The organism is Streptomyces pluripotens (genome assembly GCF_000802245.2).
GTDB classification, from domain to species: Bacteria; Actinomycetota; Actinomycetes; order Streptomycetales; family Streptomycetaceae; genus Streptomyces; species Streptomyces pluripotens.
Genome location: NZ_CP021080.1, coordinates 5,839,051 through 5,863,808, shown reverse-complemented (window position 1 = coordinate 5,863,808; position 24,758 = coordinate 5,839,051). Strand labels below are relative to the sequence as shown.

The 24,758-nt window shown below is 71.0% G+C and carries 19 protein-coding genes and 1 pseudogene; 6 read left to right on the top strand and 14 right to left on the bottom strand.

Annotated elements, in window-relative coordinates; translation table 11 throughout:
- Window positions 1-50 precede the first annotated feature (50 nt).
- Both LK06_RS26095 and LK06_RS26090 read left to right on the top strand, forming a co-directional pair.
- Window positions 51-1,643, top strand: a complete 1,593-nt coding sequence (locus LK06_RS26095; RefSeq protein ID WP_039656720.1) for an AMP-binding protein — start codon at window positions 51-53, stop codon at window positions 1,641-1,643.
- Between the two features lie 15 nt (window positions 1,644-1,658).
- On the top strand, window positions 1,659-2,471 hold the full coding sequence (locus LK06_RS26090; protein WP_043406624.1) for a PaaX family transcriptional regulator: 813 nt from the start codon (window positions 1,659-1,661) through the stop codon (window positions 2,469-2,471).
- A 167-nt stretch (window positions 2,472-2,638) separates the two neighbouring features.
- Here the strand turns inward: LK06_RS26090 and LK06_RS26085 are convergent, their stop codons facing one another.
- Both LK06_RS26085 and LK06_RS26080 read right to left on the bottom strand, forming a co-directional pair.
- Window positions 2,639-4,978 (bottom strand): bifunctional salicylyl-CoA 5-hydroxylase/oxidoreductase, encoded by a 2,340-nt coding sequence (locus tag LK06_RS26085; protein ID WP_039656872.1) that lies wholly within the window; start codon window positions 4,976-4,978, stop codon window positions 2,639-2,641.
- Between the two features lie 86 nt (window positions 4,979-5,064).
- On the bottom strand, window positions 5,065-5,892 hold the full coding sequence (locus tag LK06_RS26080; protein ID WP_039656723.1) for an enoyl-CoA hydratase family protein: 828 nt from the start codon (window positions 5,890-5,892) through the stop codon (window positions 5,065-5,067).
- A gap of 328 nt (window positions 5,893-6,220) precedes the next feature.
- On the opposite strand from LK06_RS26080, the gene LK06_RS26075 reads away from it, so the two are divergent.
- Entirely contained in the window at window positions 6,221-6,676 is a 456-nt protein-coding gene (locus LK06_RS26075; protein ID WP_039656725.1) for an ATP-binding protein, read from the top strand.
- Here LK06_RS26075 and LK06_RS26070 read toward each other — a convergent pair.
- The 3 genes from LK06_RS26070 to LK06_RS26060 all read right to left on the bottom strand — a co-directional run bounded on the left by LK06_RS26070 (window position 6,633) and on the right by LK06_RS26060 (window position 10,572).
- Window positions 6,633-8,084, bottom strand: coding sequence for an amino acid permease (locus tag LK06_RS26070; RefSeq protein ID WP_039656727.1), 1,452 nt, complete (start codon window positions 8,082-8,084; stop codon window positions 6,633-6,635). The two genes, LK06_RS26075 and LK06_RS26070, sit on opposite strands and share 44 nt — an antisense overlap.
- A gap of 165 nt (window positions 8,085-8,249) precedes the next feature.
- The gene (gene argF, locus LK06_RS26065) at window positions 8,250-9,257 is read right to left on the bottom strand and encodes an ornithine carbamoyltransferase (protein WP_039656728.1); all 1,008 of its coding nucleotides are present in this window, start codon (window positions 9,255-9,257) and stop codon (window positions 8,250-8,252) included.
- Window positions 9,258-9,348: 91 nt separating this feature from the next.
- Window positions 9,349-10,572 (bottom strand): arginine deiminase, encoded by a 1,224-nt coding sequence (locus LK06_RS26060; RefSeq protein ID WP_043406630.1) that lies wholly within the window; start codon window positions 10,570-10,572, stop codon window positions 9,349-9,351.
- Window positions 10,573-10,705: 133 nt separating this feature from the next.
- Here LK06_RS26060 and LK06_RS26055 point away from each other — a divergent pair.
- Window positions 10,706-11,749, top strand: a pseudogene (locus LK06_RS26055) (SPFH domain-containing protein).
- A 352-nt stretch (window positions 11,750-12,101) separates the two neighbouring features.
- Here the strand turns inward: LK06_RS26055 and LK06_RS26050 are convergent.
- The 4 genes from LK06_RS26050 to LK06_RS26035 form a co-directional block, all read right to left on the bottom strand.
- Window positions 12,102-14,642, bottom strand: coding sequence for a polynucleotide kinase-phosphatase (locus LK06_RS26050; RefSeq protein WP_043434999.1), 2,541 nt, complete (start codon window positions 14,640-14,642; stop codon window positions 12,102-12,104).
- Window positions 14,639-16,105, bottom strand: coding sequence for a 3' terminal RNA ribose 2'-O-methyltransferase Hen1 (locus LK06_RS26045; protein WP_043435002.1), 1,467 nt, complete (start codon window positions 16,103-16,105; stop codon window positions 14,639-14,641). Before LK06_RS26045 ends, LK06_RS26050 begins: the two co-directional genes overlap by 4 nt.
- Window positions 16,106-16,184: 79 nt before the next feature.
- On the bottom strand, window positions 16,185-16,673 hold the full coding sequence (locus LK06_RS35115) for a DUF4232 domain-containing protein (RefSeq protein ID WP_342351827.1): 489 nt from the start codon (window positions 16,671-16,673) through the stop codon (window positions 16,185-16,187).
- 1,210 nt (window positions 16,674-17,883) lie between these two features.
- On the bottom strand, window positions 17,884-18,807 hold the full coding sequence (locus LK06_RS26035) for an LLM class F420-dependent oxidoreductase (RefSeq protein ID WP_039656735.1): 924 nt from the start codon (window positions 18,805-18,807) through the stop codon (window positions 17,884-17,886).
- 237 nt (window positions 18,808-19,044) lie between these two features.
- Here LK06_RS26035 and LK06_RS33875 point away from each other — a divergent pair, with 237 nt between their 5' ends.
- Complete coding sequence (locus tag LK06_RS33875; protein ID WP_167747952.1) at window positions 19,045-19,215, top strand: hypothetical protein; 171 nt, start codon at window positions 19,045-19,047, stop codon at window positions 19,213-19,215.
- A 59-nt stretch (window positions 19,216-19,274) separates the two neighbouring features.
- Here LK06_RS33875 and LK06_RS26030 read toward each other — a convergent pair whose 3' ends face one another.
- The 4 genes from LK06_RS26030 to LK06_RS26015 all read right to left on the bottom strand — a co-directional run bounded on the left by LK06_RS26030 (window position 19,275) and on the right by LK06_RS26015 (window position 22,142).
- Entirely contained in the window at window positions 19,275-19,745 is a 471-nt protein-coding gene (locus LK06_RS26030) for a DUF6099 family protein (protein ID WP_174673938.1), read from the bottom strand.
- Between the two features lie 165 nt (window positions 19,746-19,910).
- Window positions 19,911-20,312, bottom strand: coding sequence for a nucleotide pyrophosphohydrolase (locus LK06_RS26025; RefSeq protein ID WP_052270243.1), 402 nt, complete (start codon window positions 20,310-20,312; stop codon window positions 19,911-19,913).
- Window positions 20,309-21,505: an AAA family ATPase gene (locus LK06_RS26020; protein ID WP_043435004.1), complete on the bottom strand. Its 1,197-nt coding sequence runs from the start codon at window positions 21,503-21,505 to the stop codon at window positions 20,309-20,311. The genes LK06_RS26025 and LK06_RS26020 overlap by 4 nt, the downstream gene beginning before the upstream one ends.
- Window positions 21,506-21,677: 172 nt before the next feature.
- A complete protein-coding gene (locus LK06_RS26015; RefSeq protein ID WP_039656739.1) occupies window positions 21,678-22,142 on the bottom strand; it encodes a MarR family winged helix-turn-helix transcriptional regulator in 465 nt (154 codons plus the stop codon).
- 61 nt (window positions 22,143-22,203) lie between these two features.
- On the opposite strand from LK06_RS26015, the gene LK06_RS26010 reads away from it, so the two are divergent.
- A complete protein-coding gene (locus LK06_RS26010; RefSeq protein WP_043435011.1) occupies window positions 22,204-23,115 on the top strand; it encodes an LLM class flavin-dependent oxidoreductase in 912 nt (303 codons plus the stop codon).
- A gap of 380 nt (window positions 23,116-23,495) precedes the next feature.
- On the opposite strand, the gene LK06_RS34565 is transcribed toward LK06_RS26010, so the two are convergent.
- On the bottom strand, window positions 23,496-24,131 hold the full coding sequence (locus LK06_RS34565) for a hypothetical protein (RefSeq protein WP_234367506.1): 636 nt from the start codon (window positions 24,129-24,131) through the stop codon (window positions 23,496-23,498).
- Window positions 24,132-24,758: the final 627 nt, after the last annotated feature.

Sequence of the window (24,758 nt, the reverse complement as noted above, 5' to 3'; positions counted from 1 at the left end):
CCACCACGACGCCCGTCTCGACGCTTGGCACGGCAAGGGGGCGAACCGCCATGCATCTCTCGGCCCACGTCGACACCTTCGCGCGCGACCATCTGCCCCCGCCGGACGAGTGGCCCGAGCTGCGGTTCGACCTGCCGGAACTGCGTTACCCCGACCGGCTGAACTGCGCCGCGGAGCTCCTGGACGGTCCCGGTGCGGACCGTTCGGTCTTCCACGCCCCGACCGGGCCCACCTGGACATACGGCGAGCTGCGGGCACGCGTCGACCGGATCGCGTACCTCCTCACGGGAGACCTCGGTGTGGTCCCCGGCAACCGGGTCCTGCTGCGCGGCCCCACCACCCCGTGGCTGGCCGCCTGCTGGCTGGCGGTGCTGAAGGCGGGCGCGGTGGCGGTCACCGTGCTGGCCCAGCAGCGCCCGCACGAGCTGGCGACGATCTGCGAGATCGCCCGGGTGCAGCACGCCCTGTGCGACATCCGGGCGGTGGACGACCTGGCGCGGGCGGGGATACCAGGGCTGCGGATCACCTCGTACGGAGGCGACACCCCCGATGACCTCCTCCGCCGCCCGACACCCGCCACCCCCTATCCCGCGGTCGACACCGCGGCCGACGACGTCGCTCTGATCGCGTTCACCTCGGGCACCACGGGCCGCCCGAAAGGGTGCATGCACTTCCACCGGGACGTGCTGGCCGCCGCCGACACATTCTCGAAGCACGTGCTGCGTCCTCATCAGGACGACGTGTTCGCGGGCAGTCCCCCGCTCGGCTTCACCTTCGGTCTCGGCGGACTGGTCATCTTCCCGCTGCGGGCCCGCGCCAGCACCCTCCTGCTGGAGCAGGCCGGCCCCCGGCAACTGCTCCCCGCGATCGCCGAGCACCGCGTCTCGGTCCTCTTCACCGCCCCGACCGCGTACCGCGCCATGCTGGACGCGCTGGACGGGCACGACGTCTCCTCCCTGCGGCGCTGCGTGTCGGCCGGGGAGAACCTGTCCGCGGCCACCTGGCGGGCCTGGCACGAGCGCACCGGCGTGCGCATCATCAACGGCATCGGCGCGACCGAACTGCTGCACATCTTCATCTCCGCAGCGGACCAGCGCATCAGGCCCGGCACCACGGGCGTGCCGGTGCCCGGCTGGCAGGCGCGCGTGCAGGGCACGAATGGTGAGCCGGTACCCGACGGAGAACCTGGCCTGCTGGCCGTGCGCGGCCCGATCGGCTGCCGCTACCTCGCCGACCTGCGGCAGCGCGCGTATGTCCGCGACGGCTGGAACGTCACCGGCGACACCTACGTCCGCGAGCCCGACGGGTACTTCCGCTACGTGTCCCGCGCCGACGACATGATCATCTCAGCTGGGTACAACATCGCCGGGCCGGAGGTGGAGGAGGCCCTGCTGCGCCACCCCGACGTGGTGGAGACGGCGGTCGTCGGCCGGCCCGACGAGGCACGCGGCCACGTGGTGGTGGCGTACACGGTCCTGCGGGACGGAGCCCAGCAGGATCCGGAAGCCCTCCGTACGTTCCTCAAGTCCGAACTGGCCCCCTACAAGTGCCCGCGTGAGTTCGTGTTCCTGGACGCGCTCCCGCGCACGGCCACCGGAAAGCTGCAGCGGTTCCGGCTGCGCACCGCGAGTGACCGGCAGTGACCCCGGCAGCCTAAAATGATCAACGTGTCCGAGCAGCACGCCCCCAGGTCCCTCATCGTCACGCTCTACGGTGCGTACGGCCGCTACATGCCCGGCCCAGTGCCCGTCGCCGAGCTGATCCGGCTCCTGGCCGCGGTCGGGGTGGACGCACCCTCGGTGCGCTCCTCGGTGTCCCGGCTCAAACGCCGCGGTCTGCTGCTGCCCGCCCGTACGGAGCGTGGCGCCGCTGGGTATGAACTCTCCGCCGAAGCACGGCAGTTGCTGGAAGACGGAGACCGCCGTGTCTATGCGACGGCGCCTCCCGAGGACGAGGGTTGGGTGCTCGCGGTGTTCTCCGTCCCCGAGTCGGAGCGGAACAAACGGCATGTGCTGCGGTCCCGGCTGGCCGGCCTCGGCTTCGGCACTGCGGCCCCGGGGGTGTGGATCGCCCCGGCCCGTCTGCACGAGGAGACGCGCCACACGCTGCACCGGCTGCGCCTGGACCCCTACGTGGACTTCTTCCGGGGCGAGCACCTCGGCTTCGCACCCACGGCCGACGCGGTCACCCGGTGGTGGGACCTGGCCGCGATCGCCAAGGAACACGAGCACTTCCTGGATGCGCACGCTCCCGTCCTGCACGCCTGGGAGCGCCGCCCGGACACCCCGCCCGAGGAGGCCTACCGCGACTACCTGCTCGCCCTCGACTCCTGGCGCCATCTGCCCTATACCGACCCGGGCCTGCCCACCCGGCTCCTGCCACAGGACTGGCCCGGGTTCCGTTCGGCCGAGGTCTTCCGGGCGTTGCACGCGCGGCTACGCGACGCGGGCGCGGAGTTCGCCGGAGTGTGACGCGGTCCGATCCTGACGGGGCCGGACGCAGAACCGGTGGGGCGGTCCGGGCACCGCGCGTCCGGTCGTCGTTGCCCCGGCCCCGCGCCCTCCCGGGCCCCGGCAAACCACTCGACCGGTCCTCCCGGCGGACGGCGCGCCCCGGTCGCCGGGAAGGTGAAGGTGCGTCAGCCACCAAGCGATAGGCGCGGCTTGGGGGCGTCGGTCCGTCCGGTCTGCGGGCGCCGGTTGCCTGCGCGGTAGGGGTTGGGCCAGACGGCGCCGGGGCCCTCGTATCCCTGCTCGACCGCAGCGTGCAAGGTCCAGTGGGGGTCGTAGAGATGTGGGCGGGCCAGCGCGCACAGGTCAGTACGGCCCGCCAGGATCAGGGAGTTGACGTCGTCCCAGGAGGAGATCGCCCCGACCGCGATCACCGGGACTCCGACCTCGTGCCGGATGCGGTCGGCGAACGGCGTCTGGTACGACCGCCCGAACTCCGGCCGTTCCTCGGCCACTACCTGCCCCGTGGAGACGTCGATAGCGTCGGCACCGTGCGCTGCGAAGGCCCGGGCGATTGCGACGGCATCCTCCGCGGTGGTGCCCCCCTCCGCCCAGTCGGTGGCGGAGATGCGGACGGTCATCGGCCGCTCGGCCGGCCACACCTCGCGCACCGCGTCGAAGACTTCCAGCGGGAACCTCAGCCGTTCCTCCAGACGACCGCCATAGGCATCGGTGCGTCGATTGGTGAGCGGGGAGAGGAAACCGGAGAGCAGGTATCCGTGGGCGCAGTGCAGTTCGAGCAGATCAAAACCGGCACGGGTGGCCCGCTTGGCAGCAGCAGTGAACTCTTCCCGGACATCAGTGAGTTGGGCCCGACTGAGCTGGCGCGGAGTCTGACTCCCCGGCTTGTACGGCAGCGGGGAGGCGGCGACGAGTGGCCAGTTGCCCTCAGGTAGCGGCTCGTCCATGCCATCCCACATCAGTTGCGTGGAGCCCTTGCGACCGGAGTGCCCGAGCTGCACCCCGAGCGCGGTGCCGGGGGCGCGGGTGTGCACGAAATCGGTGATGCGCCGCCACGCCTCGGCCTGCCGCGCGGTGTAGAGACCGGCGCAACCCGGCGTGATGCGGCCTTCGGCGCTCACGCACACCATCTCGGTCATCACCAGCCCGGCCCCGCCGAGGGCCCGGGCGCCCAGGTGCACCAGGTGGAAGTCGCCGGGTACACCGTCCGCAGCGGAGTACATGTCCATCGGGGACACGACCACCCGGTTGCGCAGCGTCAGGCCGCGCAACCGGAGCGGGGTGAACATCGGGGGGGTGTCGGGCGGGCAACCGAACTCACGCTCGACGGCCTCGGTGAAGTGCGCGTCGCGCAGCCTGAGGTTGTCGTGGGTGACCCGGCGACTTCGGGTGAGCAGGTTGAAGGCGAACTGGCGGGGCGGCTGGTCGAGATACCGGCGCAGGTCCTCGAACCACTCCAGGCTGGCCCGGGCGGCCCGCTGCGTGGAGGCGACGACGGGTTTGCGCTCCTCCTCGTAGGCGGCCAGCGCACGTGGTACGTCCGGTTGTTCCGTAAGACACGCGGCGAGGGCCAGCGCGTCCTCCACCGCGAGCTTGGTGCCGGAGCCGATGGAGAAGTGGGCGGTGTGGGCGGCGTCGCCGAGGAGGACGACGTTGCCGTGGGACCAGTGCTCGTTCGCCACCGTGCGAAAGCACGTCCAGGCCGACTTGCCGGACCGCAGGGGCTTGCCGCCCAGCGCGTCCGCGAAGATCTTGGCGCAGCGTTCGACGGACTCCTGCGTGCTGACCTCGTCGAATCCCGCCGCCCGCCAGACCTCCTCACGCATTTCGACGATGACCGTGGAGGCACCGGATCGGTCTTCCGGCCCGTTGGGCCCGATCGAGGGGAGGCGGTCGACGGAAGGACGGGCGTACGGGTAGCCGTGCAACTGCATCACGCCGTACTCGGTCTCGGCGATCTCGAAGCGGAAGGCCTCGAAGGGGAAGTCCGCGGCGAGCCAGATGTACCGGCAGCGGTGTTCGGCCACGTGGGGCCGGAACGCAGGGGCGTAGGTCTCGCGGGTGGTGCTGTGCACACCATCGGCCGCGATGACGAGGTCGTACGCCTCGGACAGGCGGTCCGGGCAAGGCGCCTCGGTACGGAAGTGGATGTCCACGCCGAGGGAGCGGCAGCGCTCGTGCAGGATCTTCAGCAGGGTCTGTCGGCGCACCGCGGCGAAGCCGTGCCCTCCGGACGTGTGACGCTCGCCCCGGTGCACGATGTCGATGTCGTCCCAGCGTACGAAGCACCGCTGGAGCGCCTCGTGGACCACGGGGTCGGCGTGTTCGATGCCGCCGAGGGTTTCGTCGGAAAGGACTACTCCGAAGCCGAACGTGTCGTCGGGGGCGTTGCGTTCCCAGAGGGTGATCTGCCTGGCGGGGTCCAGCCTCTTCAGCAGGGCTGCGGCATAGAGGCCGCCCGGCCCGCCGCCGATCACCGCCACCCGAAGGGGCGGGCCGGCGGCCATCCGCGACTGCGGGTGCGTGGCGACCGGTGGGGCCGCGGGGCTGCGCCGCACGCCCGCCCTGTCCCGGGCCTCTCCGCCCGGCGCGTTCACCGCCCCCTCCACTGGGGAGGGCGCTTCTCCGTGAAGGCCGCATGGAACTCGGCGTAGTCCTCACCGTTCATCAGCAGGGCTTGGGTCGACGCGTCCAGCTCCACCGCCGCCGCCAGTGGCATGTCCAGTTCGGCCGTGAGCAGGGCCTTTGTTTGGGCATGGGCGAGGGCGGGGCCGTCGGCCAGGCGGCGGGCGAGACCGAGTGCCGCCTCATCCGCGCGGCCCTCCGCCGTCAGTTCGCTGAGCAGGCCGATGCGCTCGGCCTCGGCAGCGCGCACCGGTTCGCCGAGCATCAGCAGGCGGGTCGCGTGGCCCAGACCGACCACCCGGGGCAGCAGGTAGGCCGCGCCCATGTCACCGCCGGACAGACCGACCCGGGTGAAGAGGAAGGCGAAGCGCGCCGACGGATCCGCCACCCGGAAGTCCGCGGCGAGGGCCAGGACGGCTCCGGCGCCCGCCGCGACCCCGTGCACGGCGGCAACCACCGGGAACGGACACTCCCGGATCGCCCGTACGACCTGGCCGGTCATCCGGTTGAAGTCCAGCAGCTGGGCGGTGTCCATGGACAGCGTGTCGCCGATGATTTCGTCGACGTCGCCACCGGAACAAAACCCACATCCTGCACCGGCCAGGACCAGGGCGCGCACCGAGCGTTCCCGGGACAGTTGGGCGAGCAGATCACGCAGATCGGCGTAGGCGCCGAAGGTGAGGGCGTTGAGTTTGTCGGGGCGGGCGAGGGTAACGGTGGCGACCCCGTCGGCGAGCTGGACCCGCAGGTGCTCCCAGTCGGAGGTGCGGGCGGCGGAGCCGGTGAAGGGACTCATGACGTGCGGCCTCCTAGGGCGGCGGTGCCTCACGTTGCGGCGGATGGTGCGTCATGGTGCTCTACCCCATGAAGTTATCACTCATTTATGACCGTCGTCACGAGTGCACTACAACAGTGCGTCGGCCGTACGCCGATCGGCCGAGTCCCGCCGGCTGCGTCACCGATCGTCGACAGGGCGGTAACAGTGGACCCGGCCAGGCGAGGCGGACCGTCCGGCCGGGTATGCCGCCCGGTGTCCGACCCAAGAGCCCCGATCGAAGCCCGCCGGTGATCGTTATGGCGGGACCCGTACCATTCCTACAGTCGAAAGCAGGACAACCTGCTCCATGAACGGATTCGCCTTGCACGAACGCCCCACCGAATCGGCCTCCTGGCGCATTGCGCTGCCGCACACCGCGGCGGCCGTGCCCGTGGCGCGCGCCCTGGTGCGCACGGCGCTCTCCGAGGTGGAGCACCCGGCCGACAGCGACACCGCGGAGCTGCTCACGGCCGAGCTGGTGGCCAACGCGGTGGAGCACACCGCCGGGCGGGGCCCGATAGAGCTGGTCGTGGAACTGCTGCCGAGCGGCTGCCAGGTCGAGGTGCACGACCCGGATCCGGCGCCGCCCGGTCATCTGACCCAGGCGGTGATCGAGGAGCCCGACCCCTGGCAGGAAGGCGGGCGCGGCCTGCTGCTGATCCGTACCCTCAGCTCCTCCTGCGGTCACCGCCCCACACCGTCGGGCAAGGCGGTGTGGTTCACACTGCCTGCGATTCCCGCTCAGCGGCGGCGTCCGGCATGACCTCCACGGCGGCCATACGGGCCAGGGCGGAGTGCCGGCGCCCGTAGGCGACGTAGACGAGCAGGCCCACCAGGAGGAACGCTGCGAACTGGAGCCAGGTCTGCCAGCCGGTCTCGTAGACGAGGTACAGGCAGAAGACGACGCCCAGCAGCGGGCCCACGGGGTAGAGCGGCACTCGGAAGCTGCGGGCAAGTCCCGGCTCGCGGCGGCGCAGCGCGATGACCGCGATGTTGACGACGGCCATGATGGCGAGCGTGCCGATGGTGCACAGGTTCATCACGGCGTCGAGCGAGGCGAAGGCCGCCGGGACGGCGAAGACGACCCCGACGATCAGGGTGCCCGCGACCGGCGTGGAGGTCCTCGGGGAGACCTTCTCGAAGACGCGCGGGATCAGCCCGTCCCGGGACATGGACATCAGGATACGGGTCTGGCCGTACATCACGGCGAGGACCACGGAGGCGATGGCGACCACCGCGCCGAAGGCGATGACCCCACCGCCGACGGCGGAGCCGGTGACCTCGTTGACGACGTACGACAGCGCGGCGGGCCGGCCCGCCACCTGGTCGCCGCCGATAGCACCGATCGCGGCGAGCGCGACCGCGCAGTACAGCAGGGTGACCAGACCCATGCACACCATGATCGCTACGGGGATGTCCCGGCGCGGGTTCTTGGCCTCCTCGCCGGCCGTGGTGATCGCGTCGAAGCCGATGTAGGAGAAGAACGCGGCGGTGGTGCCCGCGCCGATGCCGCCGAGGCCGGCCGGGGAGAACGGGGTGAGGTTGCCGTCCTTGAAAGCGCTGTAGCCGATGGCGCAGAAGGCGAGGAGGATCACCAGCTTCACCGCGGCCATGGCGGCGGTGGCCCGGGCGCTCTCCCGGACTCCGCGCACCAGCAGCACGCAGGCCATGGCGATGACGATCACTGCGGGGAGGTTCACGATCCCGCCGTCTGCCGGCCCGGCGGACAGCGCGGCCGGTAGCTGGTGACCGGTGAGGCTGTGCAGCAGTTCGTTGACGTACTGGCTCCAGCCGACGGCGACGGCCGAGATGGAAATGCCGTACTCCAGCAACAGGCACCAGCCGACCAGGAAGGCGGTGGTCTCGCCGAGGCCCGCGTAGGCGAAGGAGTAGGAGGAGCCGGAAACAGGGATCGCGCCGCCCAGTTCCGCGAAGGAGAAGGCGGTGAAGACGCAGGTGACGGCGGCGAGGACGAAGGAGAGGACGACCGCGGGGCCGGCCTGGGCGACGGAGTCGGAGAGGCCGACGAAGATACCGGTGCCGACGATGGCGCCGACGCCGAAGCACATCAGTTGGAAGAGTCCCATCGTGCGCTTGAGGCCGTGGCCTTCCAGGTCGGCTCCGGATGCGGCGAGGAGCGCGCCGGGGGACTTGATGCGAGGAGCGGGCATGCGGGTGGTGCTCGTTTCTGGTGGTGCGGGCGACCGTCTGGGTGTCCCCTGCTCGAACTGCTCGGGGAAGTCGCGGCGGCGGCCCCAAAAAGGGTGATTCTGGGGCCGCCGGTCAGGATAAGGCCTGGTGAGGCCCATCGGGTCAGGGCTTCTCACCGACCGGGGTCAGGCGAGGGTGGCTACCAGCACCGCCTTGATGGTGTGCAGGCGGTTCTCGGCCTCGTCGAAGACGACCGAGTGCTCGGACTCGAACACCTCGTCGGTGACCTCGAGTGAGCGGAGTCCGTAGGCCTCGTGGATCTCCCGGCCGACCCTGGTACCGAGATCGTGGAAGGCCGGTAGGCAGTGCAGGAACTTCACGTCCGGATTGCCGGTGGCGCGCAGGACGTCCATGGTGACGGCGTACGACGACAGCGCGCCGATGCGCTCCGCCCACACCTCCTTCGGCTCGCCCATGGACACCCACACGTCGGTGGCGACGAAACCGGCGCCGGCGACGCCCTTCGTGATGTCCTCGGTGAGGGTGATGCGGGCCCCGCTGGACTCGGCCAACCCCCGGGCGCGGGCAACCACCTCCTGGGCCGGCCAGTACTCCCGGGGGGCCACGATCCGTACGTCCAAGCCGAGCAGCGCACCAGTGACCAGGTAGGAGTTGCCCATGTTGAAGCGGGCGTCGCCGAGGTAGGCGAAGGTGGTATCCGTCAGCGGTCCGGCACTGTGCTCGGTCATGGTGAGCACGTCGGCGAGCATCTGGGTGGGGTGCCAGTCGTCGGTGAGCCCGTTGTAGACGGGGACGCCCGCGTGGGCGGCGAGTTCCTCGACCGTGGCCTGGCTGTCCCCGCGGTACTCGATCCCGTCGTACATCCGGCCGAGGACACGCGCGGTGTCCTTCACCGACTCCTTGTGCCCGATCTGTGAGCCGGTGGGGTCGAGGTACGTCGTGCGGGCACCCTGGTCGGCGGCGGCGACCTCGAACGCGCAGCGGGTGCGCGTCGAGGTCTTCTCGAAGATCAGCGCGATGTTCCTGCCCTGCAGGTACTGCGTCTCGGTCCCCGCCTTCTTGGCCGCCTTCAGCTCGGCGGCCAGTTCGACCAGACCGCGGAACTCCTCTCCGGTGAAGTCCAGCTCCTTGAGGAAGTGACGGCCGGCGAGGGCGGTCGGGACTGTCGCCATGGGGGGCGCTCCAGGGGTACGACGGCTACAGGGACCGTGGAATTCTATACGATATTCAGCATTTCTATACAGGAGCCGATGGTCCGCCCGGTCACACCGCCTCACGCTCCACGGGACAACTCATGCACCGGGGGCCTCCCCGACCCCGCCCCAGTTCACTCCCCGGGATCTCGATCACCTCGATGCCCTGCTTGCGCAGATGGGTGTTGGTGGTCGAGTTCCGTTCATAGGCCACGACGACTCCGGGCTCGACGGCCAGGACGTTACAGCCGTCGTCCCACTGCTCGCGCTCGGCGGCATGCACGTCCTGCGTGGCGGTCAGTACCCGGATCTTCCCCAGGCCGAGCGCCGCGGCGATCGCGCGGTGCATGTGCTCCGGAGGATGGTCGGTGACCTTCAATTCACGCTCACCCACGCCCGGCTCGATGGTGTAGGAGCGCAGCATGCCCAGCCCCGCGTACTGAGTGAAGGTGTCGGCATCGACCATGGTCATCACCGTATCGAGGTGCATGAAGGCCCGGCGCTTGGGCATGTCGAGCGCGACGATGGTGTGCGCCGAGCCCGCCGCGAACAGCTTGTGAGCCAGCATCTCCACCGCCTGCGGGGTGGTGCGCTCGCTCATGCCGATCAGGACGGCACCGTTGCCGATCACCAGGACGTCACCGCCCTCGATGGTGGACGGATAGTCAGCCTGCCCACGGGACCAGACACGGAACGTTTCATCACGGAAGAGCGGGTGATAGCTGTAGATCGCCTCGAAGTGGACGGTCTCCCGCCGGCGGGCTGGCCAGCGCATGGCATTGATGGAAACACCGTCGTAGATCCACGCCGAGGTGTCACGGGTGAAAAGGTGGTTGGGCAGCGGGGGGAGCAGGAAGTCGTCCAGGTCCATGACATGGAAACGGACGGAGACCGGCTCCGCATGGACTTCCAGGTACTCCCGCTTGGTCATTCCGCCGACCAGCACCTCGGCCAGTTCGGCCGGGGCCATCCGTTCGAAGACGGCGCGCAGGCGGTCGGCGGCCAGGGGACCGTACTCCTTCTCATCGAAGACCCGGTCCAGGACCAGGGTGCGGGCCTCGGGAACCTCCAGGGCCTCGACGAGCAGGTCGCCGAAGAGATGGACGGCGACACCACGGTCACGCAGCGCATCGGCAAAGCCGTCGTGCTCGGCGCGCGCCCGGCGCACCCAGAGCACGTCGTCAAAGAGGAGGGCGTCCTTGTTGCTGGGGGTGAGCCTTTTGAGCTCAAGATCCGGCCGGTGCAGGATGACGCGGCGCAGCCGCCCGACCTCGGAGTCGACGTGGAATCCCATGCCTCCATCCTGACCACCGGAACCACGGTTCACCCGCCACTCGCCGGTTTCCGCACCCACCAGTTTTCGTCTACTTGACGAGAAGAAGCGATACCACCTATCGTCAATTTGACGAGAAGGAGACGGGGGTCCCATGGCCGACATAACCCAGCGCTTCGGCTGGCGCCACCTGCGCGCCGCACCGACCGCACACATCCGCCACCACCGCTCCGGCAGACTGGTCCACGACGGCCCCGGACTCAGCTTCCGGTTCCGCGTGCTGACCGCCGCCCTCTCCGAAGTCCCGCTGGACGACAGGGAACTGGCGATGACCCTGCACACCCGCACAGCCGACTTCCAGGACGTGACGGTCCAGGCGACGGTGACCTACCGGATCGGCGACCCGGCGCTCGCCGCCACCCGTCTCGACTTCTCGATCGACCCGGACACGGGCGCCTGGCACGGCACTCCGCTGGAACAGCTGGGCACTCTCCTCACCGAGACGGCGTAGGAGCAGGCTCTGGACGTCATGACCCGTACACCGTTGTCGGCCGCGCTGACCGACGGGGTCGGCTCGGTGCGCGAGCGCCTCGCGGCCGGGCTGACCGCCGAGCCCAGGCTGCCGGCCACCGGCATCGAGGTGGTCACCGTCCGCGTGGTGGCGTTGCGTCCGGAACCGGAGGTGGAGCGGGCACTGCGCACCCCCGCCCGGGAGCAGATCCAGCAGGAGGCCGACCGGGCAACGTACGAGCGCCGGGCCGTGGCCGTCGAACGGGAGCGTGCGATCTCCGAGAACGAAGTGGCCAGCCGCATCGAACTGGCCCGGCGCGAGGAGCAGCTGGTCGACCAGCGCGGCACGAACGCCCGACGCGAGGCCGAGGGGCAGGCGGCCACGGACCGGGTGCGTGCCGAGGCGGAGGCGGCCCGCACGGTGCGCCTGGCGGAGGCCGAGGCGGCCGGCACGGAACGGCTCGCGCGCGCGGAAGCCGAGCAGGTCCGCGAGGTGGGTGCGGCCCGGGCCGAGGCACAGGCCGCATGGCTGCGGGTGCACGCCGGTGCCGAGACGGCGACCCTGCACGCCATGGCCGCTGTGCACCTGGCCGAGAACGTGCCGGACATCGACAGTGTGACCATCGCTCCGGACGTGCTGACCGGCCTGCTCAGCAAGCTCGGCGGCGCTCCTGAGGCGGGGGCGTGAGTCTCGCCCCTCGTGCGGTGCTCCTCCACCGGAACACCGAGTACCAGGAGCTGGGGGAACACGACCGCGCCACTGACGGAACCGCGCCACTGACGGATGGGACTGACCCTTGCGGTACCGGCAGCAGCCGGTGAGCAGCGACCTCGCCGTCACCGGCCAAGGCCGCCTCGGCACCCGTGTCGCGGTGACGGCGCAGGCCGGCGCCGGAGGCGCGCGGCCAGGCACCGGACGGGCGAAGGCCCGGACACCACCCGACTCCCGCAGCCGGCGCAGAGCAACTGGCTCTGCGCCGGACGGGAGCCACCGGGCGGGGCGGCCGGCGCAGTTGCGCGGGGACGTTCCGGTCCGGGCCCTACAGACGCGGATCCACCGGCTCCGACTCCAGCGCCAGCACCCCGAACACCGCCTCGTGCACCCGCCACAGCGGCTCACCGTCGGCAAGCCGGTCCAGGGCCTCCAGGCCCAGGGCGTACTCACGCAGGGCGAGGGACCGCTTGTGGTTCAGGAACCGCTGCCGCAGCCGGGCCAGATTGTCCGGCCGGGTGTACTCGGGACCGTAGATGATCCGCAGGTACTCCCGGCCCCGGCACTTGATGCCAGGCTGCACCAGCCGGCCGTCCTCGGTGCGGACCAGCGCACCCACCGGTTTGACGACCATGCCCTCGCCGCCCCGGCCGGTCATCTCCAACCACCAGTCCACACCCGCGCCCACCGATTCCGGGTCTGCGGTATCGACGTACAGCCGTCGGGTCGTCTGCAGCAGTCCGCTGCCATCGTGTTCCACCATGCGGTCAATCAGGGCGAGTTGCTCGTCGTGCGCCAGCCCGGCGAGGCTGCGCCCGGCGGCGGCGAGGATCTGGAAGGGGGCCAGGCGGACGCCCTCCAGTCCGTCAGTGGTCCAGCAGTAGCGACGGTAGGCGGCGGTGAACGCAGCAGCGTCGGCGGCGCGTTCACGCTGACGCGTCAGCAGTCCACCCACGTCGACACCACGCGCGGCGGCGGTCTCCAGGGCGGCCAGCGCAGCCGGGAACACCGCGCCGGAGGCGGCGCCCACGGCCGCGTACTGGCCGCGCAGCAGGCCCACGGCCTTCAGTGACCACGGCATCAACTCGGCGTCCAGCAACAGCCAGTCGGAGTCGAGTTCGTCCCACAGGCCCGCGTCCCCGGCCGCCGCACGCAGCCGGCCGAGGATCTCCTCGGTCACCTCGGCATCGTCGAAGAAGGGCCGGCCGGTGCGGGTGTACAGCGATCCGGCCGGACCGTCCACGCCGAAGACCCTGCGTGCCACCTCAGCGTCCCGGCACACCAGGGCCACGGCCCGCGAACCCATGTGCTTCTCCTGGCACACGACCCGCGCGACCCCGTCCTGCGCGTACTGCGCGAAGGCCTCCTGCGGATGCTCCAGGTAACCGTCCAGCGTGGAGGTCGCCGCCGGTGCCATGGTCGGCGGCAGGTACGGCAGCATCCGCGGGTCGATCGCGAAGCGGCTCATGACCTCCAGGGCCGCCGCCGCGTTCTCCTCGCGGACGGCCACCCTGCCCGCGTGCCGGGTCTCCACGCTGCGGCGGCCGTGCACGTCCGCCAGGTCCAGCGGGCGTCCGTCGTGTCCGCCCGGCGCGTCGGAGCGCAGCGGCTTCGCCGGCTCGTACCAGACCCGTTCGGCCGATACGTCGACCAACTCGCGCTCCGGCCAGCGCAGCGCGGTCAGCTTGCCGCCGAACACGGCGCCGGTGTCCAGGCAGATGGTGTTGTTGAGCCAGGTGGCCTTCGGCACCGGGGTGTGACCGTAGACCACGGCCGCCCGACCCCGGTAGTCCTCCGCCCACGGGTAGCGCACCGGCAGCCCGAACTCGTCGGTCTCGCCGGTGGTGTCGCCGTACAGGGCGTGCGAACGCACCCGGCCGGAAGTACGGCCGTGGTACTTCTCGGGCAAGCCGGCGTGACACACCACGAGCCGGCCGCCGTCGAGGACGTAGTGGCTGACCAGCCCGTCCAGGAACGTGCGGACCTGGCCCCTGAACTCCTCGCTCTCGCCCTCCATCTGCGTGATGGTCTCGGCGAGACCATGGGTGTGCTGGACCATGCGGCCCTTGAGGTAGCGGCCGTACTTGTTCTCGTGGTTACCCGGCACGCACAGCGCGTTGCCCGCCGCGACCATCGACATCACCCGGCGCAGCACGCCCGGGGTGTCCGGACCCCGGTCAACCAGGTCGCCGACGAATACGGCGGTCCGGCCCTGCGGGTGCTCGCCGTCCTGGTACCCCAGTTCGGCGAGCAACGACTCTAGTTCGGCGGAGCAGCCATGGACGTCGCCGATGATGTCGAAGGGACCGGTGAGGTGGGTGAGGTCGTTGAAGCGCTTTTCGGTGACGACGATGGCGTTCTCCGCCTCCTCCACCCCGCGCAGGACGTGCACCTTGCGGAAGCCCTCGCGCTCCAAGTGCCGGAGCGAACGGCGAAGTTCGCGGATGTGGCGCTGAATGACCCGGCGGGGCATGTCCGCACGGTCGGTGCGGACCGCATTGCGCTGGGCGCACACCTCCTCCGGCATGTCCAGCACGATGGCGATGGGCAGCACGTCGTGCCTCTTCGCCAGTTCGATCAACTGCCGCCGGCCGTCCTGCTGCACGCTGGTGGCGTCGACGACGGTGCGGCGTCCAGCCGCCAGCCGCTTGCCGGCGATGTAGTGCAGGACGTCGAAGGCATCCCTGCTCGCGCTCTGGTCGTTCTCGTCGTCGCAGACCAGGCCGCGGCAGAAGTCGGAGGAGATCACCTCGGTGGGCTTGAAGTGCCTGCGGGCGAAGGTGGACTTGCCGGAGCCGGAGGCACCGACGAGCACGACGAGGGAGAGATCCGTGACGGGGAGGACCCGTCCCGTGCGGGACTCGGTCATGCGGTCTTCGCCTCCTTCTGGGGCTTGGTACGGAACACGGCCATCTGAGTGGGCGGACCGACCTCTAGGTCATCGGGCCCGACGGGGACGAACGCAACGTCGTAGCCGTGCCGTTCGGCGACGGCACGCGCCCAGCTGCAAAACTCTTCGCGGGTCCACTCGAAGCGGTGGTCACCGTGCCGGACGTGTCCGGCGGGGAGGGACTCCCAGCGGATGTTGTACTCGACGTTAGGGGTGGTCACGAGCACCGTGCGCGGGCGCGCGTGCCCGAACACGGCGTACTCCAGGGCGGGCAGCCGGGGCAGGTCGAGGTGTTCGATCACCTCGCTGAGCACGGCTGCGTCGTAGCCCTTGAGCCGGTTGTCGGTGTAGGCGAGCGAGCCCTGGAAGAGCTTCACCCGGGCCGCTTGCCGCTCCCCCATACGGTCCAGCTTCAGCCGACGCGCGGCGATGGTGAGCGCCCGCACGGAAACGTCGACGGCGGCGATCTCGGTGAACCGTGCGTCCTTGAGCAGTTCGTGCACCAACTGCCCCTGTCCGCAGCCGAGGTCGAGCACCCGGGCGGCTCCGGCATCGCACAGGGCGGTCAGGATCGCCTCCCGGCGCTGTACCGCGAGCGGGGCGGGCTTCTCCTCGGTCTCCCCCGGCTCGTCCCCGACGGCGTTGTCGATGTCGCCGACCTCGCTGTCGTCGGTCTCTGCCAGCCGCACCAACTCCAGCCGCTCCGTCGCCTGCCGGGTCAGTGCCCAGCGGCGGGAGAGGTACCGGCTGGTGATCAGCTTCTGCTCCGGGTGTCCGGGCAACCAGCCCGCACCGGCGCGCAACAGTTTGTCCACCTCGTCGGAGGAGACCCAGTAGTGCTTGGCGTCGTCCAGCACGGGCAACAGGACGTACAGGTGGCGCAGCGCCTCTTGGAGGGTCAGTATCTCGCTCTCCAGGGCGAGGTGGACGTACCGCGAGTCGCCCCACTCGGGGAACTCGGCGTCGAGGGCGACGGGATCGACGGTGACCGTCCAGCCGAGTGGCTCGAAGAGGCGTCGCACGAGGTCCGGTCCACCGCGGGCGGGCAGCGCGGGGACCTCGATGCGCAACGGAAGCGGTGCGGCCGCCCGCTCCGGGCGGGCGGTGCACACCCCGCGCAGGGCGCTGGAGAACACGGCGCTCAGCGCTACGGCGAGCAGCGATGAGGCCGCATAGGGGCGGTCGTTGACGTACTGTGCGAGCGCTGCGCCGGGGGCGCCGCCACGGCCCTTGCCCTTGCCCCGGCGCACCAGTGCCACCGTGTCGGTCTCCAGTAGCAGCGCAGCCGTGCAGCGCTCGATGTCCGCCTCTGGGTAGAAGACGTGGGCAGTGCCGTAGGACGTGGGGAACTTCTGGGCATTGTCGGGGTGCTTGTGCAGCAGGTACCCGAGGTCGGTGGCCGGGTGAGCGGCGTCGCCGCGCGTGGAAATCGTCAGGAACACACGTCCGAGTCTCCTGCTCCCAACCCGCGCTGACCACTGGTTTTCGTGCAGCGCCCGGCTCCCTGGTGCGGCCGGCGCCTCAGCCTTCCTTCTTCCACGGACCGACGCCGAGCCGTCCCGTCGTGCCGAGGTCGAGTTCCGGTGTCGTCATCACCGGTCGGGCACCTGGCCGGGCCCACACACGCAGATACGGGGCGTTGACGGGAACGTAGCCGTCACCGGCCTCCGTGGTGTTGCGCCACACCAGACCGGCGTACGCGCGCTCGCCGGGTTCGAGGATGATGTCCCGGGGCGTGCCGTCGGCGCCGGTACCGGTGGCGATCCGGTCGCCGGGGACGATGCTCACACCGGTGACGGGTTCGTGGCTGGCGTCGACGATCTGGAGCTTGGGGCGGCCGTTCAGGCGGTACGGCGCCTTACCGCAGTTCTCCAGGTGCAGGCCCACCACGCGCAGGCCCATGGCGGCGTCGCCCCGGTCAGCATGGACACGCACACCGGAGGCCGGGCACGGGCCGCTCTCGGAAGGGGCCTCGGCCAGGGGCACACTGCGCACCTTCACGATCGACACGCTCGTCACTCCCGGGGTCCCCGGAGGCAGTTCCCCGGTGCGAACGGTCCTCCGTACTGATTGGCCCGGCCGGACCGCGAGGACGGTCGTCTCCACGTTGTCGACCGCGCCTTTGGACGCCGACAGGAAGCCGAGTGTGACGGTGTAGGTCTTCGCCGTCCCGCCGTGGTTGGTGACCGTGAAGTCGGCGAGGAACCCGTCGGACCGGCAGCCGTGGCCACCGCCGGGCGTCCAGCCGGACAGGCCGGTGATCTCGACCCCGTCCTCGGTCAGGCCTCCGGTGGGCAGCGGAAGCGGGGTGCGGTCTGCACGCGGGCCGGGGTCCGCGGCCGGACTGCCTGCGGGCCCCCCGTCGTGCCGGGGCAGTCGGGAAGGACACGGTGAACCGGCGCTGCCGGCTCCCGTGGCCGCGGGGGCCCGAGGGGGTCCGTCGACACGGGAGCCGGCCGGTTCCGCTCCGCAGCCGGTGAGAGTGAGGATGGCCGCCGTACCGAGGATGGTCGCAGCAACGTGGTGCGCGCAGGTACGGCCCGTCTCATGACGTCCCGGCGACGGTCCTCCGGACCTCCTCGACGACCCGCCCGTCCGCCGTGCACAGGTCCCCCGGAGCCCTCTTGTTCCTGGGGATGACCGATCCCTCAGCACCGTCCTCGATGTCGTGGACGGCGCCGCCGCGGTGTCGAGGCGGCGGACCTCGTCGGTGTCACTCCTGCCGGCGAACCGGCCCGCCGGCGGGGCGAGCAGACCTGCTGGGACGAGGGCGGCGGGAGACTGAGGTACCTTGCGCACCCGGTCATCCGATCAGTCCTGCCTCACGAACGCTGTGGTGGAGCCCACAATTCCGGCCGAATACGTAGACCTGAGAGCCGCACCCCACACCGGTCGCTTCATCCCCCCGAACAGTGCCGCGGGGGTCGTCCGACCTGCCCGAGCAGTCCGGGCGGCACGGCACCCTGCTCACCGGCGGGAGGGGGCGGGACAGGACCGGCGCAGACGGCCGTCAGCGGAGCGACCCCGGGCGGCCCGCGTGCGCGGGGCGCCCGGGCCCGGCCGGGGGGCAGTGAGCCGGTCGGCGCCAGCCCCTGGGCTTCCGGCCGGTGGAACGGGGGCAAGCCGGAGCCGGGCCGCCCGCCGGAGGCGCCCTCCGAAGAGCGCGACAGGTCGGGCGGCCCGGGGCGGGTCGAGCAGCCCGGCCGGGGCGGCCGGCGGGCTACGGCAGTTGCGACTGCACCTGGGCGGAGATCAGCTCCAAGTGATCGAGGTCGTCGAGGTCCAGGACCTGCAGGTAGATCCGCCGGGAGCCGATCTCCCCGTAGCGCCCGATCTTGTCGACGACCTCGGCCGGGGAACCGGCCAGGCCGTTGACCTTGAGTTCGTCCACCTCACGGCCGATCGCGGCGGCGCGGCGCGCGACGTCCTGGTCGTCCTTGCCGACGCAGACCACCAGCGCGTTGGAGTACGTCAGGGCGTCCGCGTCGCGGCCTGTCTCCGCGACAGCGGAGCGCACCCGGCCGAACTGCCGCTCGCTGTCCGCGACCGAGGCGAACGGGATGTTGAACTCGTCTGCGTACTGGGCGGTGAGACGCGGGGTACGCACCGCACCGTGGCCGCCGATGAGCACCGGCAGCTTCTTCTGGGCGGGCTTGGGCAGCGCGGGCGAGTCGGTGAGGTCGTAGTAGGTTCCGTGGAAGTCGAAGGTCTTGCCGACTTCGGTCGCCCACAGCCCGGTGACGATGGCCAGCTGCTCCTCGAGCCGCGCGAACCTCTCCTTCGGGAACGGGATGCCGTACGCCCTGTGCTCCTCCTCGAACCAGCCCGCGCCGAGCCCCAGTTCCACCCGGCCACCGGACATCTGGTCCACCTGGGCAACCTGGATGGCCAGCACGCCGGGCAGCCGAAAGGTGCCGGCCGTCATCAGGGTGCCCAACCGGATGCGCTTGGTCTCGCGGGCCAGTCCGGCCAGCGTGATCCAGGCGTCGGTGGGGCCGGGCAGGCCGTCGACGCTGCCCATGCGCAGATAGTGGTCGGAGCGGAAGAAGGCGTCGAATCCGAGGTCCTCGGCGGCTTTCGCCACGGTCAGCAACGTGTCGTAGGTGGCCCCCTGCTGGGGCTCAGTGAAGATTCGAAGGTCCATGCGTCCATCCTGCACGCCGAAGGACGCGTCGACCCCGGTGGTGCCGCCCGGCGCGGCCGTCCACGGTCGGGTGAAAACCGTCCGCCGCGGGTGCGGGCGGTGGTGCGGGCCAGTGACGCGTCCCGGTGATGATCGTTAGGCCCTCGGAGCCGGACCGTCCGGCGCCCGCGCCGGGCGGTGGCCGCCGTCGCGCGTCATCGCACCGGCCCTGCCGGGCCGGGGGCCGAGGAGGCCGTCATGTCCGAAGAGTCCGTTCCCCAACAGGGTGGCTCCACCGGTCGACCCAAGGGGTTGCTGGAGCAGATGGAGGAGCTGATGGCGGCGCTGAACGCGGACCTGTCGGCGCTGGCGGACCTACAGACCGGGGGATCCGGACAGGGAGCGGCGGAAGAGGCCGAGGCCGGCTGAGACGCCGTCACCCGTGGAGCACGGCCGGCGCCGAACGCACGGGCACCGGACACACCCCCTCACCCCGGCTCCCGTTCGGACAACACCTCCTCCCGCGCCGCCAGCTTGCGCAGCATCTCCCGGACCCGGTCGCGAGACTCGTCGGCGGCGTCGATGGCCTCCATGCACTGCCAGTACGTCGTCTCGTCGGCCTCGGCACTGGCAATTCCGACCAGGGCCATGCCGACCTCGCCGAGCAGACCGCCGAGGCAGAGCAGGGTCTCGCGGGCGTCGGCCAGCTCGGTGAGCTGTGCGGCGCGCAGGTCGCCCGGGTCGAGTTCAGGCGGGTCCAGGACGCCGCAGCCCCGGCCCGCGAGCTCGGTGAGGCCCAACGCTTCGCCACGCAGTTCGGGCGGCCCGGTGACCGCCAGCCGACTGCCGATCGCCTGGGCCAGGGCCTGCGCCTGCCACACCTCCGCCATGGTCCGGTCCTGGTCGACACCGGCCGCCAGGGCCCGCCTACTCATGAGGATGAGCCGTACCGCGTCCATACGTTGCCCCCGTCCGTCCGTGTGCTCGCCGACACGTTGTGCGCATACCCTTGTTCACTACCCAGAGTGAAGGCCCGTGAGGCGAATGGCCAGAGGAAGACGGAAATCTAGGGACAACAATTAGGATTCGGCAGGGACTTTGACTTCGGAGAGTGATAACGGAGTTCAGCCATCCGCTTGTTGCTCACCCTCGCCGGGCCGGTTCTCGGGAGCGGTCCCGGGTCCGGGGGCGCCCCCGCGACCCGGCAGCGGGAAGCGCCGTTCGTTGCGATCGATCTTGGCGGCCAGGGCAGCCAGCGGGTCGACGCCGAGGACCTCGCAGAACTGCAGGAGATAGGCGAGCACATCAGCGACCTCGTCGGTGACCCGGTGCGCGCTCCCGGGGTCGTCCATCACGCGGACGGACTCCTCCGGGGTCAGCCACTGGAAGATCTCAACCAGTTCGGAGGCCTCCACCGAAAGGGCGGCAGCGAGGTTCTTGGGCGTGTGGTAGGACTGCCAGTTCCGGGCGGCCGCGAAGTCGGCAAGTCTGCGCTGGAGTCCGAGCAGGTCTGGGTATTCCGTCACGGCTTCAGGTGTACCACTGCGACACCGTCCGTCCCGGCGGCCCACGAGGCATCGCTCACCGCGCCCAGGCAGCGCACATGCCCGCGCTCGCCCATCCGCGCCGCCAGCCGCAGCAGTTCCCGGCGCTGACACGGGTCGAGCGCACGGTCGAAGCCGTCGGCGAGCACGGTGAGCGTCCGCAGGGCATCCGGCACCTCGCCGGGCTCGTCCACGTCCAAGACACCTGGCCCGGTGAGCAGCACCAGGGCCAGTGCGAGATACCGCAGTTCGCCGTCGCCGAGGCGGGCGACAGCGGTGCGGAACCCATCGCCCCGGTCGAGTAGCGCGCGGACGGTGCCGTCGGGCAGGGGCTCGGCGACCAGATCGGCCACCGGCCCGGCGCAGCCCACACGAAGCGCCTCGATCAGCTGGGCATGCCGGCGACCGCACTCGGACCGGATGCGCCACAGTACGTCGGCCAGGTTGCCGCAGCCGGGCAGGAGCCGCCCGGAACCGGCGGGGACGGGGGCGCGCATACGCTCGGGGCGCGGGTCGCACGGGAAGACGGAGCGCAGGGCGACAACCATCTGCTCGGCCGCGGCCAGCACGTGCCGCTGCCCGTCCGTCTTGCCGGCCACCCGCAGCGGCAGCAGGGCGGTGCCGAGCCGGTCATCGGGAAGCGGGGCCCGCGTCACCGGCGCCGAGCCGGCGGTGTGCCAGGCGGCCTGCACGGTGCGGCGGCCGGGATCACGCAGCGCGGTCTCCAGCAACACGACACCGTCGGCGCTCAGCCGCTCGCCCACGATCCGCAGCTCGGGTTCGGCTTGGACGGCAATGTCCAGGTGGACCGGGCCCTCGGCACCGTCGGCCGTACACCCGATGCGGAACCCTCGTCGCCCCCCGACATCCCGCCGCGCCCGCTCCGGCACACAGGCGACCGGGTCCGGGAACACCGCCGCGAGCGGAGCCCCGCCAGCGAGCCGACCAAGCGCCTCGTAGGCCGCGAGAGCGGTGGACTTACCGGCACCGCTGGGCCCCACGAACAGGGTGACGGCCCCCAGCGGAAATCCGGCCCGACGGTGCCCGGCGAAGGCCGACAGCCGCAACTCGGTGACCCTGGCCCGCACATCGGGGGGCCCAGGGACGTGCGGGGGGACGGTGGCAGCGGCGACATCGACCGCCGAACTCTGAGTGGACACGGGGAGCACGGCCATATGCGGACGGTAAGCCTCCGCTGAAGCGGCGAACCGTTTTGCCGTTAGAGCCTTCCTACGATCGAGGGACGGACCGGAAGAGCCGGAGTGACCGCCGCAGTGACGCCGCGCCGACACATCCCCTCACCCGACCGACAGAGCATCAACGTGGAGGTCGCTTCAGACGTTCAGTTCAGCACCCGTTCCGGATCCCGGTCACCAGCACCCGTAGCGCCTTCACCAGCCCTGCCGCATCCTGCTCGCCCAGCGGAGCGAGGAACTCACGCTCCGCCGCCTCGCGGGCGTCCTCCGCATCGGCACGCACGCGCCTACCCCGCTCCGTCAACTCGACGACGTTGCGGCGGCGGTCGTCCTCGCTGCGGCGCCGCTCCACCAAGCCCTTGCCCTCCAGCGCGTCGATGAGGGCGACCATCGTGGTCCGGTCCACACCCAGTCGTCGGGCGGCCTCCAACTGCGACAGCGAAGGACCCGCCGCCAGCACCACGAGCACCGCCAACTCCCGCGCATCCAGCCCGAACCGGGCCAGTGCGGGCCCGGCACTCTCGGCCAGCCGCAACTGCGCATGTTTGAGCAGGTAGCCCAGCCGCGCACCGAGCAACTCGTCGAACGCGGCCCCGTCATCGCCCTTCTCCGCCATTCCAACATCTTAACCATCCACTGATAGTCAGTGTTGCTGACGATCGACTACAGTGATGGCCATGGCTTGTGATGTACCCACCCGTGCACTCCGCTTCGGTATCAAGACCACGCCCATGCACCTGGCCTACGACGAGATCCTCCGGGTCTGGGAGGAGGCCGACGAACTGCCAGAACTCGACGACGCCTGGCTGTGGGACCACCTGATGCCGCTGGCCGGACCACCCCACGGTGCTGTCCTGGAGGGCTGGACGCTGCTGGCCGCACTGGCTGCCCGCACCAGCCGGCTCCGCCTCGGCCTGCTCGTCACCAACAACACCCTGCGCGCACCCGCCCACCTCGGAAAGATCGCCACCACCGTGGACGCGATCTCCAAGGGACGCCTGATCATGGGGCTGGGCGTCGGCGGAACCCGACAGCCCGACGGCCCCCATCCGGCCGCCGCCGAGTACGCCGCCTACGGCTTCCCACTCCCGAGTCCGGGTGAGGGCCTGGCCCGCCTCACCGAGACGATCACCGTCCTGCGCCGCATGTGGTCCGAGGAGGTCTTCGACCACGACGGCCCCTTCACCACCCTGCGCGGTACCCGCAACGGCCCCGGCCCGGTCCGGCCGGGCGGCCCGCTGCTGCTGCTCGGCGGCTGGGGCAACCGCACGCTGCGCATCGTCGCCGAGCACGCCGACATGTGGAACGTCCCCGGCCCGCCCCACAACAGCACCGAGTGGATCGCAGAGCGCGCCCGCATCCTGGACGCGCACTGCGCCGCGGCAGGCCGCGACCCCGCCGAAATCACCCGCTCCGCGCAGGTCGTCGTCGACTACGCCCACCCCGCCGCCACCCGCTCCCACATCCGTGCCCTCGCAGCCATCGGCATCCAGCACGTCGTGCTCGCGTTGCCCCGCCCCTATCCGGACAAGGCCGCCCGCTGGCTCGTCGATCAGGTCGTCATCCCTGTCCGCGAGAACAGCGCCTAAAGGTGCCTTTGCCGCTCGGCCGCAGAGCGCCCGGCAGACCCAAGGGGCGCAGACCCAAGGGGCGCAGACCCAAGGGGCGCAGGGCGACGGCGGCACGGTGCGTGGTACGGGAATCGGAGCCGCGCAGCGGCGGTGCAGAGGCGGTGCACGGGCCCCAGGGCACAGCTACACCGAGTCCCTGCGGGAGGGGGCGCGAGAGCAAGGACGTCGACCTCACCATGGGCACACGGACTCCTCGACCCGAACCGGCGTGGGCCCCGTCGCCGCGGCAGATGGTGCCGACCGGCCCCACCCTGATCCGGTTCCGATCCGGTTCCGGTCCGGAGCGGCGTTCGCCTCGCCGACTGACGTGTGGTCCGGCTCCGCCGCTCCGATTCGGCCTATCCGCGCAGTCGGAAGCTGTAGCCCCAGCCCTCCGGATTGCAGGTGTTCAACCGCCGGTAGCTCTGGTCGTAGGAGAAACCGGACGGCACGGTGCACGCCCACAGACCGCTCTTGGGGGTGCGCAGGTGGTAGCTCTGACCCCAGCCCTGGGCGCTGCAGGTGTTGAGCCGCCGGTCAGCCCGGTCGTAGGTGAATCCGGACGGCATGGTGCACGCCCACAGGTTGTCCCCGGGAGTGCGCAGGTGGTAGCTGTAGCCCCAGCCCTGGGCGCTGCAGGTGTTGAGCCGCCGGTCAGCCCGGTCGTAGGTGAATCCGGACGGCACGGTGCACGCCCACAGATTGTCCGCCGGGGCCACCACGTAGTAGCTGTAGCCCCAACCGTTCGAGTTGCAGGCGTTCAGCCGGCGGTCCACCTTGCTGTACGTCTTGCCGGCCGGAACCGAGCACGCCCAGTAGCCGCCCGCCGCGGCCCGTCCGGCAGAGCCGGCCGAGACGGCCTGACCGGACGGGACAGCCGAGGCGGCCTGGCCGGGCGAATCGGCCACAACCTGCGCGGCTCCCGCCGGCGCCGCGGTGAGTACACCGAGTCCCAGCGCCGCCGCGCCCACGGCAGACATAACGATTGCGCGCATCCGAGATCGGACCATGGGAGCGAACTCCTCCTGGGGTAGTCGAGCCAGGGCAACGAAACGTCGGGGCCGGCCGCGTTCCCCCTGCCAAGCCCCGATGAGCGCCGTCATGCTGGCAGGAGCACTGCACGGTGGCAACGTTCCCTGGACGCCGGGGCGTTGATCCGGACAGGTCGCGATGCGCGGCGCCTACCCGCCCGGATATCGCACACACCGGTTCCGGTGGGGAGCCCCCGCCGCCTTAGCAGAGCGCGGGGTGCCGGGTACAGCGCCTTCCCGTCCCGTGATCGATTCCTATCGGCCGCACCATCCTGCCCGCGCCGACCGGCCGTCGACTTCTGCCGGTATTCCCCCGGTATCGGGAGGAGTGCCGATGGGGCGGCGCAGGATGGCTGGATGGCACACGCTCAGATCGGCGATCGCTTGACGCCGGCAGGCTCGTGCGTATGCGGGTCGGAATGCAGGTCGGAAAGGACCGCGGCCCGGCCAGACAGATCGACGGAACGGGTCGCGCGGGAAGGGCCGCGCGGGAAGCCCGGGGCAGCTGCGCACACCGGCGGCCGACCAGGGCGGAGCGTGCCCCGGAGGACTTCCCGCGGTACGCGGCACACAAGTTCGGCAAGGCGCAGG

Excerpts from the sequence above, each read along its gene's own strand:
- LK06_RS26095 (WP_039656720.1), top strand. The coding sequence starts at position 51 with ATGCATCTCTCGGCCCACGTCGACACCTTCGCGCGCGACCATCTGCCC.
- LK06_RS26070 (WP_039656727.1), bottom strand. The coding sequence starts at position 8,084 with ATGCCCGCTCCTCGCATCAAGTCCCCCGGCGCGCTCCTCGCCGCATCC.
- argF (WP_039656728.1), bottom strand. The coding sequence starts at position 9,257 with ATGGCGACAGTCCCGACCGCCCTCGCCGGCCGTCACTTCCTCAAGGAG.
- LK06_RS26080 (WP_039656723.1), bottom strand. The coding sequence starts at position 5,892 with ATGAGTCCCTTCACCGGCTCCGCCGCCCGCACCTCCGACTGGGAGCAC.
- LK06_RS26035 (WP_039656735.1), bottom strand. The coding sequence starts at position 18,807 with ATGGACCTTCGAATCTTCACTGAGCCCCAGCAGGGGGCCACCTACGAC.
- LK06_RS26085 (WP_039656872.1), bottom strand. The coding sequence starts at position 4,978 with ATGGCCGCCGGCCCGCCCCTTCGGGTGGCGGTGATCGGCGGCGGGCCG.
- LK06_RS26090 (WP_043406624.1), top strand. The coding sequence starts at position 1,659 with ATGATCAACGTGTCCGAGCAGCACGCCCCCAGGTCCCTCATCGTCACG.
- LK06_RS34565 (WP_234367506.1), bottom strand. The coding sequence starts at position 24,131 with ATGCGCGCAATCGTTATGTCTGCCGTGGGCGCGGCGGCGCTGGGACTC.
- LK06_RS26020 (WP_043435004.1), bottom strand. The coding sequence starts at position 21,505 with ATGGCCGTGCTCCCCGTGTCCACTCAGAGTTCGGCGGTCGATGTCGCC.
- LK06_RS26060 (WP_043406630.1), bottom strand. The coding sequence starts at position 10,572 with ATGGGATTCCACGTCGACTCCGAGGTCGGGCGGCTGCGCCGCGTCATC.
- LK06_RS26015 (WP_039656739.1), bottom strand. The coding sequence starts at position 22,142 with ATGGCGGAGAAGGGCGATGACGGGGCCGCGTTCGACGAGTTGCTCGGT.
- LK06_RS26050 (WP_043434999.1), bottom strand. The coding sequence starts at position 14,642 with ATGACCGAGTCCCGCACGGGACGGGTCCTCCCCGTCACGGATCTCTCC.
- LK06_RS26030 (WP_174673938.1), bottom strand. The coding sequence starts at position 19,745 with ATGGACGCGGTACGGCTCATCCTCATGAGTAGGCGGGCCCTGGCGGCC.
- LK06_RS33875 (WP_167747952.1), top strand. The coding sequence starts at position 19,045 with ATGTCCGAAGAGTCCGTTCCCCAACAGGGTGGCTCCACCGGTCGACCC.
- LK06_RS26010 (WP_043435011.1), top strand. The coding sequence starts at position 22,204 with ATGGCTTGTGATGTACCCACCCGTGCACTCCGCTTCGGTATCAAGACC.
- LK06_RS26075 (WP_039656725.1), top strand. The coding sequence starts at position 6,221 with ATGAACGGATTCGCCTTGCACGAACGCCCCACCGAATCGGCCTCCTGG.